The sequence below is a fragment of the Nocardiopsis sp. TSRI0078 genome (genome assembly GCF_001905145.1).
GTDB lineage: Bacteria > Actinomycetota > Actinomycetes > Streptosporangiales > Streptosporangiaceae > Nocardiopsis.
Map to the genome: position 1 here is coordinate 68304 of NZ_LWLB01000004.1, position 20801 is coordinate 89104.

Below are 20801 nucleotides of genomic sequence, written 5' to 3' on the forward strand. Positions count from 1 at the left end.
GCCCCGACGCGGACGGGCCCGGCACACCCGCCGAGGCGTCGTGTGCCGGGCCCGTCCCAGGCCTCGGGGAGTCCTACTCCCACTCGATGGTGCCCGGGGGCTTGCTGGTCACGTCCAGCGTCACCCGGTTGATCTCGCGCACCTCGTTGGTGATCCGGTTGGAGATCCTGGCCAGCACGTCGTAGGGCACGCGCGACCAGTCGGCGGTCATCGCGTCCTCGCTGCTGACCGGGCGCAGCACCACGGGGTGGCCGTAGGTGCGGCCGTCGCCCTGCACACCCACCGAGCGCACGTCGGCGAGCAGCACCACCGGGCACTGCCAGATGGAGCGGTCCAGCCCGGCGCGGGTCAGCTCCTCGCGGGCGATCGCGTCGGCCTCGCGCAGGATCTCCAGGCGCTCGCGGGTCACCTCGCCGATGATGCGGATGCCCAGCCCCGGGCCGGGGAACGGCTGGCGCCACACCATCTCGGGGGGCAGGCCCAGCTCCTCGCCGACCTTGCGCACCTCGTCCTTGAACAGCTCGCGCAGCGGCTCCACCAGCGTGAACTGCAGGTCCTCGGGCAGGCCGCCCACGTTGTGGTGCGACTTGATGTTGGCGGTGCCGGTGCCGCCGCCGGACTCCACCACGTCCGGGTACAGGGTGCCCTGCACCAGGAACTCGACCTCGGCTCCGGCCTCGCCGCTCTCGGTGACGACCTCGCGGGCCGCCTGCTCGAAGACGCGGATGAACTCGCGGCCGATGATCTTGCGCTTCTCCTCGGGGTCGGTGACGCCCGACAGCGCGGACAGGAACCGCTCCTCGGCGTCCACGACCTTGAGCCTGGCCCCGGTGATCGCGACGAAGTCCTTCTCCACCTGCTCGGCCTCGCCCTTGCGCAGCAGGCCGTGGTCCACGAACACGCAGGTCAGCTGGTCGCCGACGGCGCGCTGCACCAGGGCGCCGGCCACGGCGGAGTCCACGCCGCCGCTCAGCCCGCAGATGACGCGCTTGTCGCCGATCTGCTCGCGGATGCGCTCCAGCTGCTCCTCGACGATGTTGACCATCGTCCAGGTGGGACGGCACCCCGCGCCCTCGTACAGGAAGCGGCGCAGCACCTCCTGGCCGTGCTCGGTGTGCATGACCTCGGGGTGGAACTGGACGCCGAAGAGGCGTCGGTCGGTGTCCTCGAAGGCGGCGACCGGCGCGCCCGCGGTGCTGGCGGTCGTGGCGAACCCCTCGGGGGCGCCGACCACCGAGTCGCCGTGGGACATCCACACCTGCTGCTCGGCGGGCAGGCCGTCGAACAGCAGGGAGTCGGGGACCGCCGACAACTCGGTGCGGCCGAACTCGCTGAGGTCGGTCCTCTCCACGGTGCCGCCCAGGGCCCGGGTCATCGCCTGGAAGCCGTAGCAGATGCCGAAGGTGGGGACGCCGGTCTCGAACAGCTCGGGCCCCAGGTTCGGGGCGCCCTCGGCGTAGACCGACGACGGTCCGCCGGAGAGGATGACGGCCTTGGGTTTCTTGGCGAGCATCTCCTCGACGGGCATGGTCGAGGGCACGATCTCACTGTGCACGTGGCATTCACGGACGCGCCGTGCGATCAGCTGCGCGTACTGCGCGCCGAAGTCGACGACGAGAACGGTGTCGAACGTGCTCTCAGCACCAACGGACACGACGGAGGACCTTCCGCAGGAGTAAAGGGATGTCCGTCCAGTCTAGGGCGTCCGCCGTGTCCGGCGGGTCCCGCGGAGATGTGCGGTCCCGCTCAGCCCGCGAAGCCGCCCGGGTTGGCGGACTGCCAGCGCCACGCGTCGCGGCAGGCGTCGTCCACCGTGCGCACGGCCTTCCAGCCCAGGTCCCGGGCGGCGGCGGAGGGGTCGGCGAAGCACACGGCGATGTCGCCGGGGCGGCGCTCGGCCACCGCGTACGGGATGGCCGACCCGGTGGCGCGCTCGAAGGCGCGCAGGCCCTCCAGGACCGAGGTGCCCTGCCCGGTGCCCAGGTTGTACACGCGGTACCCGGCCGCGTCGCCGATGTGGTCCACGGCGGCCAGGTGCCCCTGCGCCAGGTCCACCACGTGCAGGTAGTCGCGCACGCCGGTGCCGTCGGGGGTGTCGTAGTCGTCGCCGAACACGCTCAGGCGCTCGCGGCGCCCGGAGGCCACCTGCGCGATGTAGGGGAACAGGTTGTTGGGAACGCCCTGGGGGTCCTCGCCGATCAGCCCGCTGGGGTGGGCGCCGATGGGGTTGAAGTAGCGCAGGGAGACGATCCGCCAGCGCGGGTCGGCGGCGGCCAGGTCCCGCAGGATCTGTTCGGCGAACAGCTTGGTGGCGCCGTAGGGGTTGGTCACCCGCAGCGCGCTGCCCTCGGTGATGGGCACCTGCTCGGGGTCGCCGTAGACCGTGGCCGAGGAGCTGAACACCAGGTCGCGCACACCGTGCTCGTCCATCACCTCGGCGAGGGTGAGCAGGGCGTCCAGGTTGTTGCGGTAGTAGCGCAGCGGCTGCTCCACCGACTCCCCCACGGCCTTGAGCCCGGCCATGTGGATGACGGCGTCGATCCGGTGGGCGGCGAAGACGCGGCGCAGCGCGGCGGGGTCGGTGCAGTCCTCTCGGTGGAAGGCCGCGGTGCGCCCGGTGATGCGCTCGACCCGGCGCAGGGCCTCGGTGTGGCTGTTGGCGAGGGAGTCCACGGCCACGACCTCGTGCCCGGCTTCGAGCAGTTCGACCACGGTGTGGGAGCCGATGTACCCGGCACCGCCGGTGATCAGGACGTTCATCGTTCGCTTCCTGGGTGGGGTGCGCCCGCCGCCTCGCGGACGCTCCCCAGGATAGGCGCCCGCCGGGCGCACGCCGGGTGGGGACGCCACCGTGTCCGGCGGCCGCCGCCCGGCCCCGGCGCACCCCCTGCGCCGCACCGGCCTCATACCCGGGTACGACGCGCCGCGGTCCGCGTGTTCCTATCGTGGGGGGATGGCCTACCTGTCCGCGCGCACCCTCCTGGACCGCGCCACGCTCTGGGCCCGGGGCCACGTGCTCGCCGTGGACGCGGGCTGGGCCCTTCTCTGGTTCGCCCTGTCCGTGGTGTCCCATCCGGTGCCCGGCTTCCGTACCGCCGAGTCGTGGGCCCACCTCGCCCTGGCCGCCGCGTGCTGCACCGCGCTGGCGCTGCGCCGTACCAGGCCGCTCCCGGCCCTGGCCGCCCTGGCGGCACTGCTGTCGTGTCAGATCCTGTGGCTGGACCACCTCACGGCGGTGACGGCGATCAGCGCCCTGGTCGCCGCCTACACGGCACAGGCCGAGCTTCCCCGCACGTGGCGCGCCGCGGGCTTCGGCCTGCTCCTGGCCGGAGCGGCCTGGGCCGTTCTGTCCATTCCGCCGGAGGAGCTCTCCGCGGACCCGGAACCGCGCCTCAACAGCGTCCTCTCGGCGTGGACGGCCGTCGCGCTGTTCTCCCTGCTCGGTACGTTCCGCCGGCGCAACCGCGAGGAGTTCGCCCGCGTCGTGGAGCACGCACGGCTGCTGGAGACCCAGCGGGAGCAGGAAGTGCGTCTGGCCGCGCTCGACGAGCGGACCCGCATCGCCCGGGAGATGCACGACGTCCTCGCGCACTCGCTGAACGTCATCGTCGCCCAGGCCGACGGGGGCCGCTACGCCGCGCACGCCGACCCGGAGCGCGCGGTGGGCGCCCTGGCCACCATCGCGCAGGTGGGACGCGAGTCCGCGGCGGAGCTGCACCAGCTCCTGGGCGTCCTGCGCGACGGCGAGGACCGCGGGTCCGCCCCGGCCCCCGGCGTCGGCGACCTGCTCGGCCTCGTCGAGGAGTACCGCCGCGCCGGTCTGCGGATCCGCCTGGTCCAGCACGGGTCCCCGCCCGCCCCGCGCGACGGCCGTACCGGTCCGGGCACCCCGTCGACCCTGCCGGCGACCGCGTCCCTGACGGTCTACCGCGTCGTGCAGGAGTCCCTCGCCAACGCGCTGAAGCACGCGGGAGCCGCCGCCGTACGGGTCGAACTCACGTGGTCGCCCGGGCGGGTGGAGGTCGTCGTGGCCAACGCCGTCCGCGAGGCCGTGCCCGCGGTCTCCGGCGCGTCCGCGTCCCCGCCCGTGTTCCCCTCCCCCTCCACCGTCGAAGCGCCCCCGGACAGCGGTCGTCGGGGGCCCGGCCACGGTCTGGTCGGCATGCGCGAGCGCGTGGGCCTGCACGGCGGCACCCTGGAGGTCGGCGCCGACGGCGCGACCGGCACCTGGCGGGTGCGCGCGGTGGTCCCCTGGGAGGACGCGTGATCCGCGTGGGACTGGCCGACGACCAGGTGCTGTTCACGGCGGGCATGGCGATGGTCATCGACTCCCAGCCGGACCTGACCGTCGCCTGGCAGGCGGGTGACGGGGCGGAGGCCCTCACCCGTCAGCGCGCCGACCCCGTCGACGTCCTGCTCATGGACGTCCAGATGCCCGGCACGGACGGGTTGAGCGCCACGCGCACCCTCGTCTCCTCGGGAGCGGCCTGCCGCATCGTCATCCTCACCACCTTCGACACCGACGAGTACGTGGTCGAGGGCGTCGAGGCCGGGGCCGCGGGCTTCCTGCTCAAGAACACGCCGCCCGAGGAACTGCTGGAGGCCGTGCGCACGGTGCACCGCGGCGACTCGGTCGTCTCCGCCAGCTCCACGCGGAGGCTGCTCCAGCACGTGCGCCCGCTGCTCGGCGGCCCGTCCACCCCGTCGGCCCCGTTGGACAAGGGCACCCGCCGCGCCGTCGCGTCGCTGACCCCGCGCGAGCAGGAGGTCCTCGTCGCCGTGGCGCTCGGATACACGAACACGGAGATCTGCGAGCGCCTCGTGCTGTCCATGCCCACGGTGAAGACCCACGTCGGCCACGTCCTGGCCAAGACCGGCTCCCGTGACCGGGTCCAGGCGGTGCTGTTCGCGTTCCGCGCCGGGCTGGTCGACCGCGAGGACCTGCTCCGGGAGGCCTGAGCGGCCCGAACGGCCTGACGGACGCGCCGGGCACCGTCCTCCTACCGCGGCACGAGTGCGTTTCCCCTCCCCCGGCACGATGTCCTCCCCGGGTGCGGTCCCGGAGGCTCCTCGGTGGAAGGAGTTCCATGGACGACATCATCACCACGCACCACCTGACGAAGACCTACGGAACGCGCACGGTCGTCGACGACCTCGGCCTGCGGGTGCCGCGGGGCTGCGTGTACGGCTTCCTGGGCCCCAACGGTTCGGGCAAGACCACCACCATGAGGATGCTGCTGTCGCTGGCCCGGCCCAGCCGGGGCGAGATCACCGTCTTCGGGCAGCCGATGAACCGGGACACGCGCCCCCGCCTCCTACGGGAGATCGGCTCCCTCATCGAGGCGCCTCCCGGGTACCTCCACCTGACCGGCCGGGAGAACATGGCGATCGTCCAGCGGATGCTCGGGCTCAGCGACCGGCAGGTCTCCCGTGCGGTCGCCACCGTGCGCCTCCAGGAGCACATGGGCAAGCTCGTCCGCGCGTACTCGCTGGGGATGAGGCAGCGCCTGGGCATCGCGATGGCCCTGGCCCGGGAGCCGCGCCTGCTCATCCTCGACGAGCCCACCAACGGCCTGGATCCCGCGGGCATCGAGGAGATCCGCGAGCTGCTCGTGTCGCTGGCGGAGAACGGCATCACGGTCATGGTCTCCAGCCATCTGCTCGACGAGATCGACAGGATGGCGTCGGTGCTGGGCATCCTCGGCCGGGGAAGGCTGATCTTCCAGGGAACACGGGCCGAGCTGTTCGACCGCAGCACTCCGGACCTGATCGTGGACACCCCCGAACCGGAGCGGGCCCTGGCCCTGGGCATCCCCGCCGTGCGCGTGGAGCGGGGCGTGCGCCTGTCCGGGTTCGGCGACGAGGACACGGCCGCGCTCGTGCGGCGGCTCGTCGGGGGCGACGTGCCGATCCACGGGGTGCGGCGTGTCCAGCAGTCCCTGGAGGAGGTCTTCATGGACCTCACCGGCCGCGGGGGATTGCTGTGATGCCGGCGGCGATGAACCTCGAACTGAGCAAGACGCGCAGGCTCCGGGTCGTGCTGGTCTGCGCGGTCATGGTGGCCGCCGTCGTCGCCCTGTCCTGCGCGAACCTGATGTCGGACTCCGCGAGGGAGGGCTTCGACGATCCGGCCGCCCAGCCGTGGGAGAGCCTGTTCATGAGCTACGTCATGATCGCGGCCATGACCTCCCCCCTCCTGGTCGCGGTATTGGCCAGCAGGCAGGTCGACATCGAACACCAGGGGCGGGGCTGGATGCTGTCCCAGGTGGCCGGGTTCGGCCCGGGGCGGCTGTGCCGCGCCAAGGTCGCGGTGCTGGGAGTGCTGCTGGCGGTCGCGGTGGCCGTCCAGACCGCCCTGGTCGTCGCGGCGGGCCTGGTCGCCGGGATCACCGTGCCGCTGTCCCCGGGAACGTGGATCCAGTACGCGGTCGGTCTGCTCCTGGTGGACCTGGCGCTTCTGTGCCTGCACGTGTGGCTGGCCGCCCGCGTGGAGAACCAGCTCGTCGGGATGGGCGTCGGGCTGCTCGGCGCGTTCTGCGGGGTGTTCTCCCTGCTGATGCCGCCGGCCCTGGCACGGGTGCTCCCCTGGGGCTACTACGCGATCATCTCCCCGCTGGGGATGAGCGACGACGGCTTCGTCCCGATCACCCCCGGGTACGGCTGGCTGGCCGCGTTCCTGGTACTCGTGGCGGTCCTGTTCGGCACGGTCAGCCACCGCTTCGACCGGACGGAGGCGTGATGAGGATGGTCCTCGCCGAACTCACCAAGCTGCGCCGCTCGGCTCTGTGGATCATGGCCGTGGTGCTGCCGCTGCTCGCGGTCATCACGGGAACCGTGAACTACGGCGCCAACGAGGAGGCGCTCTCCTCCGGCTGGGCGTCCTACTGGTCGCAGGTCGTGATCTTCTACGGCATGCTGTTCATGTCGATGGGGATCGCGGTGATGGCGTCGGCCGCGTGGCGCATGGAGCACCGCGGTCACAACTGGAACCTGTTGATGACCACGCCCGCGCGGGCCCTCGCGATCCTCGGCGCCAAGCTCGTCTCGCTCGCCCTGATGGTCGCGGTCATGCAGCTCGTCCTACTCCTGATGGTGGTCCTGAGCGGGAAACTCGTCCTGGGCCTGGACGGCTGGCTGCCCTGGGCCAGCACCGCCGCGGCGCTGCTGGGCGTCGTCGCCGCGCTGCCGGTCGTCGCGTTGCAGTCCCTGCTGTCGATGCTGGTCCGCTCCTTCGCCGCACCCGTCGCCCTCGGCCTCCTGGGCTGCGTCGCCGGGGTCGGCGTCCTCTACTCCGGAGTCGGCGGGGTGATCGCCCACGTGGTTCCCCAGGCCCTGGTCAGCAGGTCGCTCAGCCTCGGCAGCACGGCCGTCGCCGATGCGGGGGCCGTCGATCTGCCGGCGGCGTCCGCCGTCGTGCTCGCCGCGGCCGTGCTCACCCTCCTCCTGTGGGGCCTCGCCGCGACGGTGCTGAGCCGTAGGGACGTGCGCTGAACGCTCTCCCGGAACACGATGGCGACCGGCCGGGAAGCCGGTCGCCATCGTGGGGACGCGTGGGGGCCGGCTCCCGGCGCGGGGTCGCGCCGGGAGCCGGGCGGGGTCAGGGGCGCCCCGGCGGGGTGCTGCGGCGGGTGTCCAGCCACAGCACCTGCGGGTCGTGGTCGCTGACCTGGTCGTGGAACTCGGAGTTGAGCCGCGCGATCCCGTAGTCGGCCCGGCCCGCGAGCGCCTGGTTGACCAGGATGTGGTCCAGGGCCTGGGAGTTGCCGTCGTACACGTAGTTGTAGCGCTCCTCCTCGGGCAGGTCCGTCATCGGGTTGTACAGGGGCCCGTCGACGGTGAGGATCTCCAGGGTCCGGGAGAACTGGAAGTCGTTCAGGTCGCCCATGACCACCAGGTTGGCCTCCGGGTCCACGGACAGCAGTTCCTCCGCGAACTCGCCCACGAGCTCGGCCTGGGCGTGGCGCTGGGCCTCACTGGTGCGGTTCGGCGGCTGGTTGACGCCGTGCAGCGACTCGTCCCCGCCCTTGGAGTTGAAGTGGTTGGTGACCACGTAGACGTCCCGGTTCAGGACGCGGAAGTGGCCGACCAGCGGCTTGCGGCTGGACTCCCAGGCCTCGTCCCTCGGGCTGATCCGGCCCGGGGACACCGACAGCTCGGCGCCGCGCCGGCCCTCCACGACCTCCACGGCGGTGGTGGCGTCGCCGCCCTCGCGGTCCACGAACCGCACGTGCCCGGGGTCGAACAGGAAGGCGTTGCGGATGTTGCCGCCCGGCTGTCCGCCGTCCTGCTTGTCCTGCGGGCTGATCTGCCGCCACTCGTAGGAGGGGCCGCCCCTCGCCTCGATCGCGGCCACCAGCCGGTCCAAGGTGACGTCGGCGTCCACGACGCCGTCGTCGGTCGGGCCGGTGTTGTCCTGGATCTCCTCAAGGCCGATGATGTCGGGCGAGTTCAGGTACTCGACCACCCCCGCGGCCAGCTCGTCGTACTTGGCCTGGTCGTCCTGCCCCCCGAGGTTCTCGACGTTGTAGGTGGCGATGCTGATCTCGTATCGGCGCGAGTCGCGGACACCGGTGCGCTCCAGGCCGCCGGGCACGTGCTCGCCCAGGGTGGTGGCGCGGACCAGGTAGCCGCCGTACTGGCTGTAGTAGACGGGGCCCTCGGTGACCCCGGCGAGGGTGTCGCCCAGGTTGGCGTCGGGGAACGGGTGCCGTGCCCGGTCCAGCAGCGACTCGATCTTGACCCGGCCCGAGTTGGGCTGGTCGTAGGACCCGTAGCGGGTGCCGCCGTTGACGGTGGGGTTCTGCCCGGGCTTGGTGGTCACCCACAGGGCGTGGTAGTCGTCGGTGGCGCCGACCACGGGGGCGTCCTCCACGCGGACGAGCATGTGCTCGTGCGCGGCCCAGAAGTCCAGGGCGTAGGACTGCGGCTCCAGTTCGAGGGAGGACAGGTCCCCGCCGGGCTCGGGCGCGTAGGCCTCGGGAAGGGCGTCCTCGTCCAGCAGGACGGAGCCGGGTACCGCGTTGCCCGAGGACAGGACGGTCCAGTTGGCCTGGCTCAGCTGGGTGATGGTCTGCGCGCCTGAGGAGGGCCGGTACTCGCTGACCCGTCCGGCGGCCAGGACCTCGTCGCCCACGGCCACGTCGGGGGTGGTGGAGCCGGTGAAGACGAACAGGGCCTCGCTGGTGCGCGGGTCGCCGTCCCCCTCGGTGTCCTGGAACCAGAACCCCTGGGCGCCGCCGAAGGCGTTGACCGCGGTGACCACGCCGGGCAGGCCCGTGACCTGGCGTCCGGCGTAGGGGGAGGTTCGGGTCGTGCCCTGGACGTCGTGGACGCGCAGGTCGCCGGGCTCGACGGGGTCCTCGGGACCGTCGCCGCCGCCCCCGTCGCCGGGGGCCTCGCCCGCCGTGTTGACGGGGGTGGGGGCTCCGGCTGTGAGGTCGGCCGCGTTGTCGCCGGTGTCGGTGAGGTCGGCGTCGCGCGAGGCGGAGGTGGTGTTGCTCAGCCTGGGCGCGGGCGCGCTCTCGTGGACGACCGCGTCGCCGTAGCCGACGACGTCGACGACGTCGCCGTCCTCGGCGCACGTGGCGGCGGTGCGGCAGGTGACGGGTTCGGTGCCGTGCACGAGCAGGACGGCGCCGGAGGACGCGGACATGTTGGCGCCGCCGACGGCGTCGGGGTCGGGGAGTTCGACGCTGCCGCCGGAGCCCGCCGCCTGGCGCACGAGGTAGTGCTCTCCGGCCCCGATCTCGCCGCCCAGCTCCGTGACCTGGACCCGGGTGGCCGGCTTGGGGGAGGCGGGCAGGTACTGCACGCTCCAGCCGTCGAGGGAGACCGCCCCGTCGGTGGGGTTGCCCAGTTCGACGAAGTCGTTGCGCAGGTCGGCGCCGCTGTTGCCGCCTCCGCCGTACACCTCGCTGATCACCGGGGTGGTGGCGTCCGCGAGGGCGGCCGGCACCGCTCCGAGGCCGACGCCCAGGAGCACCGCCGCCGCGGCGGACGTGGACGCGATCAGGCGTCCGGGTCGGTTGGGGGACACATCTTCTCCGGAAGTGACTGGGGGTCGGGGGCGTGCACATCATGGCCCCTGGGAGTGTCCGACCGGAAGAGACGATGTGAAAAGGAGGCGAAGCGGTACACAGTTGGTGCTGTCGGACTACTCCCCCACGGTGCTGCCCTCGTGTGTTCCTCCAAGGGCGTCCTCGTTCGCGGACGTCCGTGCCGTGGCGACGGCTCCGGCGGAGGCCCCCGTCACGCACAGCACCGCGAGCCACTGCGGGACCGCGAGCCATTCGCCGAGCAGCACCAGTCCGGCGAGCGCCCCGACGACGGGTTCGAGGCTGACCAGGACCCCCATCGTGCGCGGCGGGAGCCTGCGCAGCGCGGCGAGGTCCAGACGGTAGGGCAGCACGGCCGAGACCAGCGCGAGGAACAGGCCCAGGAGCACCAGCCGGGGATCCCACGGCGGCCGGCCGGTCAGCACGGCCGCGGGCGCCCAGACCGCGGCTGCCCACAGCACCGCCCACGCCAGCAGGGAGCCGTCCCGGTCCCGGGCGCCCGCCAGGCTGCTCAGCATCAGGTAGGTGCCCATGGACACACCCGAGGCGACGGCCAGGAGCACGCCGGGCAGGGGCAGGGTGTCGGTTCCCGGCGCGTGGAAGAGCAGGACGCCGCACGCCGCGAGGAGCGCCCACAGGGCGTGGCTCCACCTCCGGGAGCCGATCAGGGCCAGGACGAGGGGGCCCGTGGCGAACTGGAGCGTGGCGGCGACCCCCAGCGGGAGGTACTGGAGCGCGAGGTAGACGGTGTTCATCCCGGCGATCGCCGTGCCCCACGCCAGGACCAGGAGCACCGTGGCCCGGCCCCGGGGCGGACGGGGGCGTCTGAGCAGCAGGAGCAGCGCGGCGAAACCGAGGCGGAGGACGACGACCCCCGCCGGCCCGGCCGCGCCCATCAGGTACTTGCCCAGGGCCTGCCCTGACTGGACACTGCACACGCTGCCGAGGGCGAACAGGGTTCCGGCCCGGCGGGAGTCCGCCGGGCCGCCGGAGTGCTTCGGAGCCGTCATACCTCCCAGCCTCCGGGCGGGATCCTTGTGCGTCCATCGAATCTTTTCGAAGGATTTCGTGTTGAATCGCCACATGATCGATCCACGGCTCCAGACGCTCAGGGTGCTGCGCGACCAGGGCACGGTCACCGCCACCGCGCGGTCGCTGCACCTGACCCCCTCGACCGTCTCCCAGCAGCTCCGCCACCTGTCCCGGGAGGTGGGCGTGCCCCTGCTGGAGGCCGAGGGGCGCCGGGTCCGGCTCACGGGCGCCGCGCACACCCTGCTCGGCCACGCCGACACGCTCTTCGCCGAGTGGGAGCGGGCCCGCGCCGACCTCGCCGCTCACCAGGAGGGCGCGGCGGGCCATGTGCGGATCTGCGGGGTCTCCAGCGCCGTGGCGGCGCTCGTCGCCCCCGCGGTCGTACGGCTCCAAGCGGCGCATCCGGGGCTGGGGACGCACATCAGCGAGGAGGAGAGCGACGACTGCTTCCCCCTGCTGCTCAGCGGACGCGCCGACCTCGCGGTGCTGATCCCCACCGCGGACAGTCCGCCGCCCGGCGACCGGCGCTTCGACCAGCGGCCGCTCCTGGACGAACCGCAGGACCTGCTGGTGCCCGAGGCCCATCCCCTGGCCGCGCGGGGCCACGCGTCCCTCGTCGAGGCGGCGCACGAGCACTGGATCGCCTCGCCCGAACGCGCCGACCAGTACCGGCTCCTGCTCGCCGCCTGCGCCTCGGCGGGCTTCACGCCACACGTCGCGCACGAGGCCCGGGAGTGGTTCGCGATCTCCGCGCTGGTCGCACACGGGTTCGGTGTGTGCCTGGTCCCGCGGCTGGCCCCGATCCCGCCCGAGCACGCGGTGCGGCGGGTGCGCCTGACCGGGACACCCCAGCCCTCGCGGCGGCTCATCACGTGCGTGCGGCGCGGCAGCCGTGAGCAGCCGCCCATCGCCAGGGCGCTGGAGGCACTGCACACCGTGGTCGGGGAGCGCACCGGGGACTGACGCCGTGGTCCGGCGCCGACCAGGGTCATCCCGTACTCGTGGCGGGCCGCTGCGACCGGAGAAGGCGGGCAGGGCCCGGACGGGCGGCGGCCGCGCACGGAGGGCTCCCCGTGCACGGCCGCCGCCCCCTCCTACAGCCGCGGGTCGACCGGCTCCGACTCCAGGGCCAGCACCGCGAACACCGGCTCGTGCACGCGCCAGAGCGGTTCGCGCCGGGCGTGCCGGGACAGGGCCTCCAGCCCCAGCTTGTGCTCGCGCATGGCCAGGCCGCTCTTGCGGCCCACGTTGCGGTCCTTGAGGACCTCCATCCGCTCCGGATCGGTGTAGTCGGGACCGTAGACGATGCGCAGGTACTCGGGACCGCGCACCTTCAGCCCGGGCTGGGCCAGGCCCTTGCGGCCCCCGGCGCGGGCGCCCAGGACCGGCTTGACCACCATCCCCTCGCCGCCGTTGGAGACCAGTTCGGTCCACCAGTCGGCGGCCGAGGCACACGCGGCCGGGTCGGTGGTGTCCACGACCCGGTAGCGGGTGGAGCGGACCAGGCCGCTCACCTCGGCGAGCCGCTCGGCGATCGCCATGTGCCACAGGTGGTCGGCGTCCCCGTACTCCCGGCCCTCGGAGGCCAGCACCATGAACGGCGCGTACCGGAGCCCGGCCGTGCCGTCGGTGTCCCAGGAGTAGCGCCGGTAGACACGGCTGAACTCCTCCACCTGCTCGGTGCGGCGCGCCACCCGGTCCGCCAGGTCGCCCACCGGCACCCCGCGCCCGGCCGCCGCCGCGAGCGCGGACGCCGCGGCCGGCAGGGCCGCGCGGGCGGCCGCGCCCACCGAGGCGTACTGCTCGCGGATCAGCGACCGGGCCTTGGCCGACCACGGCAGCATCTCCCCGTCCAGGGCGATCCAGTCGGTGCCCAGCCGGTCCCACAGCCCGGCGTCGGTGACCGCGCTCCGCAGCCGGTCCACCACCTCGGCCTGGAGCCCGGGGTCGTTGAAGAACGGCCGACCGGTCCGGGTGTACACGGTGCCCAGCTCGCCGGGGACGAACCTGCGCTCGGCCGCGCCCTCGTCCCGGCACAGCACGGCCACGGCCCGCGACCCCATGTGCTTCTCCTCGCACACGACCTCGCCGATCCCCGAGCTCCGGAAGGAGGCGAAGGCCTCGTTCGGGTGCTCCAGCAGGCCGGGGGCGGACGAGGTCGGCGCCGGGGCCATGGTCGGCGGCAGGTACAGCAGCCAGCGCGGGTCCACGGCGAACCGGCTCATGACCTCCAGCGCGGCCAGGGTGCTGCCGCCGCTGGTGCGCACCAGGCCGTGCCCGGTCTCCACGAACATGCCCGAGTGGACGTCGTCGGCGCCGACGTCGGTGATGTCCACGACGGTGTCCGGACGGGTGTCCGTCGGCCTCTCGGACCCGTCGTCGAGCGGGCGCGCGGGCTCGTACCAGGTGCGGTGGGCGGCCACGTCGACCAGTTCGCGCTCCGGGTAGCGCAGCGCGGTGAGCCTGCCGCCGAACACGCAGCCGGTGTCCAGGCAGAGGGTGTTGTTGAGCCACTCGGCCTTGACCATCGGCGTGTGCCCGTAGACCACGGCGGCCCTGCCCCGGTACTCGCGCGCCCACGGCAGCCGCACCGGGAGCCCGTACTCGTCGGTCTCCCCGGTGGTCTCGCCGTACAGGGCGAAGGAGCGCACGCGGCCGGAGGCCCGCCCGTGGTAGGCCTCCTTGAGCCCGGCGTGCGCGACGACCAGCCTGCCCCCGTCCAGGACGAGGTGGCTGACCAGGCCGTCGCAGAAGTCCAGCACGCTCCTGCGGAACTCCTCGGTCTCCCGTCCCAGCTGCTCCATGGTCTCGGCGAGGCCGTGGGTGAGCCGGGCCCTGCCTCCCCTGAGTACCCGGATGAGCTTGTTCTCGTGGTTGCCCGGCACGCAGAGGGCGTCGCCGTCGGCGACCATGCCCATGACCAGGCGCAGAACGCCGGGGCTGTCGGGCCCCCGGTCCACGAGGTCGCCGACGAACACCGCCGTGCGCCCCCCGGGGTGCCGGGCCCCGACCGGACGCCCCTGCTCGTCCCTGGAGAACTCGTAGCCGAGCCTCCCGAGCAGCTCCTCCAGCTCCTCGCGGCAGCCGTGCACGTCGCCGACGATGTCGAACGGGCCGGTGAGCTCCCTTCTGTCCGGCCAGGCGCGCTCCAGCTCGACGGTCGCGGCGTCGATCTCCTCCGGGCCGCTGAGCACGTACACCTTGCGGAAGCCCTCGCGGCGGAGCCGCTTGAGACTCTGTCTGAGGTCGCGCCGCTGGCGCCGGATGACGTGGTCGCCGAAGTCGCGGTCGGGCCTGGTGCGGTTGCGCTCCCGGGCCAGGGCCTCGGGCACGTCCAGCACGATGGCGGTGGACAGCACGTCGTTGGCCTTGGCCACGCGCAGCAGTTCCTGGCGCGCCCTGGCCTGCACGTTGGTGGCGTCGACCACCGCGAGCAGTCCCCGGCGCAGGCGGATGTCCACGACGGTGTGCAGGAGCGAGAACGCGTCGGCGCTGGCGGACTGGTCGTTCTCGTCGTCGCTGACCAGGCCCCGGCAGTGGTCGGAGCTGATCACCTGCGTGGGCTTGAAGTGCTTGGCGGCGAAGGTGGTCTTGCCCGAGCCGGACGCACCGACGAGCACGACGAGCCCCATCTCGGGCACGCCGAGCACGCGCGGCGCTGCGGCCTCGGCCTTCTCGGTCGTGCTCATCTGGTGAAGACTCCCATCTGGGTCGGAGCGCCGGTCCCGGGGTGTTCGGGCCCGACCGGCAGGTGGCGGACGCGGTAGCCGTACCTCTCGGCGGCCCGGTCCGCCCACAGGGCGAACTCGGCACGGGTCCACTCGAAGCGGTGGTCGCTGTGCCGGAGGGAGCCGTCGGACAGCCCCTCGTAGTGGGTGTTGTACTCGGCGTTGGGCGTGGTCACCACGACGACGCGGGGCCGGGCCGCACCGAACACGCTCTCCTCCATCGCGGGCAGCCTCGACGGATCGAGGTGCTCGACCACCTCCATCAGGACGGCGGCGTCGTAGCCCTCGAACCTCCTGTCCCGGTAGACCACCGAGCCCACGAGCAGTTCCGGCCTCGCGGCGACGCCTCCCCCGCGCTCCCCGCGGGTGTGGGTGAACAGGGGCCGGTGGCGTTCGCGCCCGCCCGGGTCGCAGCCCCGGCACACCCTGCGGTGGGCGCGCTCCAGGCTGACGGCGCTGACGTCCACCCCGGTGATCCGCTCCAGGGAGGGTTCGGTGACCAGCCGCTCCAGCAGCCGCCCCGAGCCGCAGCCCAGGTCGATGACGCTGGTGGCGCTCTCGGAGCGCAGCACCGCCATGACCGCTCCGGCCCGCTGTTCGGCCAGGCTGGGCCCGCGCTCCTCGCGCGGCGGCGCCGCGGAGGCCTCCTCGACCCCCGGGTCGTCCCCGTCCTCTCCCTCGGCCACGCCCTCGGCCTCGGCGAGTCGCGCCAGCGCGGTCCGCACGTAGCCGTCGCGCCGGTTGAGGTAGCGGCGGGTGATCCAGGCGCGCTCGGGGTGCCCGGCGAGCCAGCCCGCCCCGGCGCCGGGCCCGGCGTCCTCCTCCCCGCCGTCCCGGTCGGCCTCCGCGGCCTCCGCAGCCTCTGAGGTCTCGGCTGATCCGTCGCCCCCGGCCGCTCCCGCTGCGAGCCCGCCGGCGCGCAGGAGCTTGTCGACCTCGCTGCGGTCCACCCAGTAGTGCTTGCCGCCGTCCATGGCGGGCAGCAGCACGTACAGGTGGCTGAGCGCCTCGGACAGGCGCAGGGTTCCGGTGAGGGTGAGCGACAGGTAGTGCGAGTCGCCCCATCCCGGCAGTCCGGGGTCGAGTGGGACCGGTTCGGCCTCCACCGTCCAGCCCAGGGGCTCGAAGAGGGCGCGGACGCGGTCGGCCCCGGCCCGGCAGGGCACCGCGGGCATGCGCAGCTCCAGCGGTATCGGCGTGCGCGCCAGTTCGGGGCGCTGCCCGCACCTGCCCCTGAGCGCGGACCGCAGCACCCTGCCCAGCGCCACCGCGAACAGCGACGAGGTCGCGTAGGGACGGTCGTTGACGTACTGGGAGAGCGCGAAGTCGGGGGTGCTCACCGACGTGCGCGTACGCAGCAGCGCCTGCGCGTCGACGTCCAGCAGCAGCGCCGCCGTGCAGCGCTCCTCGGTGGCCTCGGGGTAGAAGACGTGCGCGGTCCCGAAGGACTGCTCGAAGCTCTGCGCCCTGTCGGGATGCTTGTGCAGCAGGAAACCGAGGTCCGTCGCGGGGCTCGCCGTGGTCGTGATCGTCAGTAGCACCCGTGCATTGTGTCCGAGCACCGCCCGTATGGCGAGGGTTTTTCAGGTCCCCGCGGGTCAGCGCTCCCGCAGCGCGCGGGCGTGGTGACGGGTGGTGAGCACGGCCGAGGCGGCCAGCGCGACCGCGAGGGCCACCGCTTCGGCGGCCGCCAGGCTCCACACGGATCCGAGGACCGGAGCCAGGAGCGAGCCGACCCGGGTGCCGTCCAGGGCCGATGCCCACAGCCCCCATGCCCCCACGGCCAGGGGCAGGTACAGGAGCGCCCCGAGCAGTGTCGTGAGCGCCGGATGGGGCAGCCGGACCGTCCGGACCAGCGGCCAGGCCAGGACGGGGGCCAGGGGGACGGGCAGGAGGATGAGCGCGAGGCCCGCGCCGATGTTGGCGTCGGGGGTGTCGTGGACCGAGTCCAGGTACTGGCTGACCGCCCATCCGACGAGGTGGGACAGGGCCGTCGCGGCGAGGGCGGCGGCCGCGGCGAGCAGGATCGCGCGCGGTACGGGGACGGGGGCGTGGGGGCGGTGGGTCATGTACACAGAGTGCCCCGTGCCCCGCCCCGGCGCCTGAGTAGCGGTACTCAGGCCCCGGCGGCCCGGCGCGGGTCCACCCCCAGTTCGGCCATGGCGCGGCCCGCCCCGGTGGAGGCGCGGCCGAAGAGCGACCACGGCAGGTCGCAGCGCAGGGCGCCCGCGGCGGCCAGGTGCCAGCGCGCCGCCTCGGTCATCCCGGCCTGGTGGAACGCCCATCCGAACAGGTGGTGCGCCTGCGCGTCCCGAAGGTGCGGGACCGCCCGGACGGCCCAGTCGCGGGCAAGGGAGAACAGCTCCTGGGCGGCCTCGCCGTACAGGCGCCCCATGGCCCTGTCCACGACGAAGTCCATGTTGCCCTCCCTCCTCAACCGCTCGCGTTCGCGGCACAGGTGTTCGGCGTGCGCCAGCGCGAGCACGGCGGGCAGCGGGCTGCCTGGGGGCGCGGTGTCGGCGACGGCCCCCGCGAAGGCGAACACCTCCTCGGCGGCGCCGGGCGCGGCGGGCTCACCGGGGGGAGGCTGGAGGGCCCGGACGCGGGTCATGTGGGCGGGGAACAGGTGGGGCGCACGGGCGGTGGCCTCGCGCCAGATCCGGTCCCTGTCCTCCCGGTCGGCGGACAGGCGCGTCGCCGCGGTCTGGAGCCCCTCCCAGGGCGCCGCGTCGTCGGGCCGCAGCTCCGCGGCGGCCTCCAGCGCGTCCCTGGCCTCGTGCAGGGCGGCGGAGGCGGCCTTGCGTTCGGCGGTGGAACCCGCCGCGGCCCCGCCCGGGGCCCGTGCCAGCAGCGCGTAGCCCAGCCACAGCACGGCGTCGTCCCGGCCGGCGCCGTCCCCGACGAGCGCGGCGACGTCCCCGGGGCGGTCCGCGGCGGCCCGGCCCAGCTCCACGGCCCGCAGCACGCGGAGTTCGGGGTCCTCCCTGCTCTCCGCCAGCAGCGGCAGGCCGGCCTCGGCGTCGCCCTCGCGCACCGCCTCGCACGCGGTCCGCAGCACGGGATCGACGCCGAAGGCCTCCGGTACCAGAAGCGCCCCGATGTCGGCGCCGCGCGACGCCCTGCCTGGTCTGGTTCCGAATCGCCACATGTCAGCAGAGGGTAGCCGCCCCTCCCGTCTACCTTCCCGCGGCCGCCCCGTCCCTGTTCCCGGCCTCGGGGGCGGGCTCCGCCGTGTCCGCCGTGTCCGCCCGCCTCCGGGCGAGCCGGTGGCCGACCACCTGGAGGGCGATGAGCACCGCGCCCAGCACCGATCCGGCCAGGGTGAACCAGCCCGGGTCGACGGAGGCCGACAGCGCCCACCGGAACAGGCTGCTCCACTCGGGGGCGACCATGACCAGCGCGGCGGCCAGGCCGAGGGCGAGCCTCTCCCCCGGCACGGTGCGTCGCAGGAAGTGGCCCTCGATCGCGATCGCCGCCGACGCGAGCGCGACGCAGCCGCCGACCACCGCCGCGGCCAGGGCCGTCACCGGTCCGCCGACGGCCATCAGCGCCGTGTAGGCCATCAGCATGGGGATGAGGTACAGGCCCTTGGCGAACTTCCACGCGGACAGGCCCGCGCGCATCGGCCTGGCGTTGGCGATGCCGGCGGCGGCGAACGCGGCGAAGGCCACCGGAGGCGTCACGTTGGAGTCCTGGCTGTACCAGTACACGATCATGTGCGCGACGATCACGGCCAGCCCCAGCTCCTCCAGGGCCGGGACCGCCAGGACCGCGAGGACGACGTAGGCGGCGGTGACCGGCAGGCCGATACCCATGACGAGCGACGTGAGCGCGACCATGAGCAGGGTCAGCAGCAGGCTGCCCGCGAACGCGGTGACCAGGACGTCGGACAGCACCAGGCCCAGTCCGGTCAGGCCGACCATGCCGACGATGACGCCCGCCACGGCGCAGGCCACCGACACCGGCATGGTGTTGCGCGCGGCCAGCACGAACACCTCCAGGAAGTCCCGGGGCGACAGCCGGCTCCCGGCGCGCAGCATCGCCACGAGCAGCAGGGCTCCGCACGCGTACAGGCCCGCCTGGGTGGGCGGCACGTAGTTGAGCAGCAGCACGATGAGCAGCACCAGCGGGGCGAGGAAGTGCCAGCCCGCGCCCATGACCGCGCGCAGGGTGGGCAGCTCGGAGTCCTTCGCGAGTCCGACGGCGTGCTTGCGCGCCAGGATGTCCACGAACAGGAACATCACGCCGAAGTACATGAGCGCCGGGATGACGGCGACCTTGACGATGTCGGCGTAGGGGATGCCGGTGCGCTCGGCCATGATGAAGGCGCCCGCGCCCATGATGGGCGGCAGGATCTGGCCACCGGTGGAGGCCGCCGCCTCCACGCCCGCCGCGTCGTGCCTCCTGTAGCCGACCTTGCGCATCAGCGGGATGGTGAACGGCCCGGTGCTGACCACGTTGGCGATGGCGCTGCCGGACACCGAGCCCATCAGGGCGCTGCCCAGCACCGCGCCCTTGGCGGGGCCGCCGACCATGCGCCCGGTGAGCACGTAGGCCAGGCCGACGAAGAAGTTGCCGCCCCCGGTCTTGGACAGCAGCGCGCCGAACAGGATGAACACGAACACGAAGGTGACGACCACGCCGAGGGTGAGGCCGTAGATGCCGTCGCCCAGGTAGCTGTGCGTGGCGATGCGCTGGATCGTGGCGCCGGAGTGCCCGAACCGGCCGGGGATGAGGGGGCCGATCCACGCGTAGAGGACGAACCCGGCCACCATCACGACCATGACCGTGCCGACCGCCCGGCGGGTCGCCTCCAGCAGGAGGACCATCGCGGTCAGGCCCATGATCCAGTCGGTGTCGGTGTAGGCGCCCGCCCGGGAGGCCAGTTCGGCCTGGAAGAGCATCGGGTAGAGGCTGACCGCCACGGTGGCGGCGATCAGCACCAGGTCGAACACCAGCGCGGGGACCGAGCGCCCGGCCCGGCCGGGCAGGACCGGCTTGGCCAGGAACACCAGCACCATGACGAACATCAGGTGGATGAGCCGCTGCTGGCGGGCGTCGAACCCCGCCCGGAGAGCGATGTAGAGCTGGAAGAGGGTCAGGGCCGCGGCCAGGACCAGGACCGCGGCGCCGACGGCGGAGGCCGTGCGGCCCTCGCCCCAGCGTTCGGCGGCGAGCCGCCTCCACACGGGGTCGGCGGATCCGCCGTCCTCCTCCGCGTCGGGGAGGGCGGCGGCGTCCGTGCTCGCGGAGGCGTCCGTGGCGGTGCTCCCGGGGGTGCCTCCGGCTCCGGCGGTCTCGTCGTGCTCGTCCGGCCCGGGGGTCTCACCCCGCGTCCGGGACTGGTTCTCGGCCATGCTTCCTCCTCGGTCGGTCTCGGCGTCGGCGGGGTCCGGGGGGCGGCCCCGGGGTCAGCACTCCGGTTCGGGGGCACCGCCCAGCAGCAGGTGGAGGGCGGGCACCCGGGCCGGCTCGACGGCCACCGGGCGGGCGACCAGGCACGGGGACAGCCGCACCTCGTCGTCGGGGGTCCGGATCCGGTGGTCGACGGCGGGGGAGCCGACCCTGATGACCAGTTCCGTGCCGATGTCGCGGCCGATCCCCTCGACGACCCACCACTCGCCGTCGGCGCGGCCGGTCCCCTCGCCGGGAATGTGGCCCATACCGGCGCCGAACTGGCGGAGCCGGGTGGCCTCGACGACCAGGTGCCCGTCGCGGACCTCGATCTCCTCCTCGATCGGCAGGCCGTCGATGGAGTGGACGTAGGCGATGGTGAACCGCTCGCCCTCGGCCAGGGGCAGGTAGCCGATCGTGTCCCCCTCGTCGCTCAGCCTGAGGGCGGGCCGGACCGGTAGCAGCAGGGCGGTCAGGACCACGGCCAGGACCGCGCCGCACAGGACCGGCGCCGCGGCCGGCGGGCGCCGGGCGGTGTCCCCCGCGCCCGCCGACCGCCGGGTCTGCGCCTTGGAGAGTGCGTCCACCGGGC

At 73.6% G+C, this 20801-nt stretch carries 16 protein-coding genes; 6 read left to right on the forward strand and 10 right to left on the reverse strand.

Features of this window, described 5'->3' with window-relative positions; genetic code table 11:
- Positions 1-73: 73 nt before the first annotated feature.
- A complete protein-coding gene (gene guaA / locus A6A08_RS05980) occupies positions 74-1654 on the reverse strand; it encodes a glutamine-hydrolyzing GMP synthase (protein WP_073701525.1) in 1581 nt (526 codons plus the stop codon).
- Positions 1655-1746: 92 nt separating this feature from the next.
- A complete protein-coding gene (galE, locus tag A6A08_RS05985) occupies positions 1747-2760 on the reverse strand; it encodes a UDP-glucose 4-epimerase GalE (RefSeq protein ID WP_073701526.1) in 1014 nt (337 codons plus the stop codon).
- 193 nt (positions 2761-2953) lie between these two features.
- Between galE and A6A08_RS05990 the strand changes: the two genes are divergently transcribed.
- The 5 genes from A6A08_RS05990 to A6A08_RS06010 all read left to right on the forward strand — a co-directional run bounded on the left by A6A08_RS05990 (position 2954) and on the right by A6A08_RS06010 (position 7491).
- A complete protein-coding gene (locus tag A6A08_RS05990) occupies positions 2954-4267 on the forward strand; it encodes a sensor histidine kinase (RefSeq protein WP_073701527.1) in 1314 nt (437 codons plus the stop codon).
- Entirely contained in the window at positions 4264-4959 is a 696-nt protein-coding gene (locus A6A08_RS05995) for a response regulator transcription factor (RefSeq protein WP_073701528.1), read from the forward strand. Before A6A08_RS05990 ends, A6A08_RS05995 begins: the two co-directional genes overlap by 4 nt.
- A gap of 128 nt (positions 4960-5087) precedes the next feature.
- Positions 5088-5987 carry an ATP-binding cassette domain-containing protein gene (locus A6A08_RS06000; RefSeq protein WP_073701529.1) on the forward strand — a complete coding sequence of 300 codons (900 nt, stop codon included), beginning with the start codon at positions 5088-5090 and terminating at the stop codon, positions 5985-5987.
- A complete protein-coding gene (locus A6A08_RS06005) occupies positions 5987-6739 on the forward strand; it encodes an ABC transporter permease (RefSeq protein WP_073701645.1) in 753 nt (250 codons plus the stop codon). The genes A6A08_RS06000 and A6A08_RS06005 overlap by 1 nt, the downstream gene beginning before the upstream one ends.
- A complete protein-coding gene (locus A6A08_RS06010; protein WP_083608891.1) occupies positions 6739-7491 on the forward strand; it encodes an ABC transporter permease in 753 nt (250 codons plus the stop codon). The genes A6A08_RS06005 and A6A08_RS06010 overlap by 1 nt, the downstream gene beginning before the upstream one ends.
- Positions 7492-7597: 106 nt before the next feature.
- Here A6A08_RS06010 and A6A08_RS06015 read toward each other — a convergent pair whose 3' ends face one another.
- Both A6A08_RS06015 and A6A08_RS06020 read right to left on the reverse strand, forming a co-directional pair.
- Entirely contained in the window at positions 7598-10036 is a 2439-nt protein-coding gene (locus A6A08_RS06015) for a lamin tail domain-containing protein (protein WP_073701530.1), read from the reverse strand.
- A gap of 117 nt (positions 10037-10153) precedes the next feature.
- A complete protein-coding gene (locus A6A08_RS06020; RefSeq protein ID WP_073701531.1) occupies positions 10154-11065 on the reverse strand; it encodes a DMT family transporter in 912 nt (303 codons plus the stop codon).
- A 73-nt stretch (positions 11066-11138) separates the two neighbouring features.
- On the opposite strand from A6A08_RS06020, the gene A6A08_RS06025 reads away from it, so the two are divergent.
- Positions 11139-12050 (forward strand): LysR family transcriptional regulator, encoded by a 912-nt coding sequence (locus tag A6A08_RS06025; protein ID WP_073701532.1) that lies wholly within the window; start codon positions 11139-11141, stop codon positions 12048-12050.
- A gap of 131 nt (positions 12051-12181) precedes the next feature.
- Here A6A08_RS06025 and A6A08_RS06030 read toward each other — a convergent pair whose 3' ends face one another.
- Genes A6A08_RS06030 through A6A08_RS06055 form a run of 6 tightly spaced genes read right to left on the reverse strand, consistent with a single transcriptional unit; the run spans position 12182 to position 20796 of the window.
- Entirely contained in the window at positions 12182-14776 is a 2595-nt protein-coding gene (locus A6A08_RS06030; RefSeq protein WP_073701533.1) for a polynucleotide kinase-phosphatase, read from the reverse strand.
- Positions 14773-16356 carry a 3' terminal RNA ribose 2'-O-methyltransferase Hen1 gene (locus A6A08_RS06035; RefSeq protein ID WP_073701534.1) on the reverse strand — a complete coding sequence of 528 codons (1584 nt, stop codon included), beginning with the start codon at positions 16354-16356 and terminating at the stop codon, positions 14773-14775. Before A6A08_RS06035 ends, A6A08_RS06030 begins: the two co-directional genes overlap by 4 nt.
- Positions 16357-16413: 57 nt before the next feature.
- Positions 16414-16884: a transporter gene (locus tag A6A08_RS06040; protein WP_073701535.1), complete on the reverse strand. Its 471-nt coding sequence runs from the start codon at positions 16882-16884 to the stop codon at positions 16414-16416.
- Between the two features lie 47 nt (positions 16885-16931).
- The gene (locus A6A08_RS06045) at positions 16932-17963 is read right to left on the reverse strand and encodes a hypothetical protein (protein WP_073701536.1); all 1032 of its coding nucleotides are present in this window, start codon (positions 17961-17963) and stop codon (positions 16932-16934) included.
- 28 nt (positions 17964-17991) lie between these two features.
- A complete protein-coding gene (locus A6A08_RS06050; protein ID WP_073701537.1) occupies positions 17992-20172 on the reverse strand; it encodes a TRAP transporter fused permease subunit in 2181 nt (726 codons plus the stop codon).
- A 54-nt stretch (positions 20173-20226) separates the two neighbouring features.
- On the reverse strand, positions 20227-20796 hold the full coding sequence (locus tag A6A08_RS06055; RefSeq protein ID WP_073701538.1) for a DUF1850 domain-containing protein: 570 nt from the start codon (positions 20794-20796) through the stop codon (positions 20227-20229).
- Positions 20797-20801 lie beyond the last annotated feature (5 nt).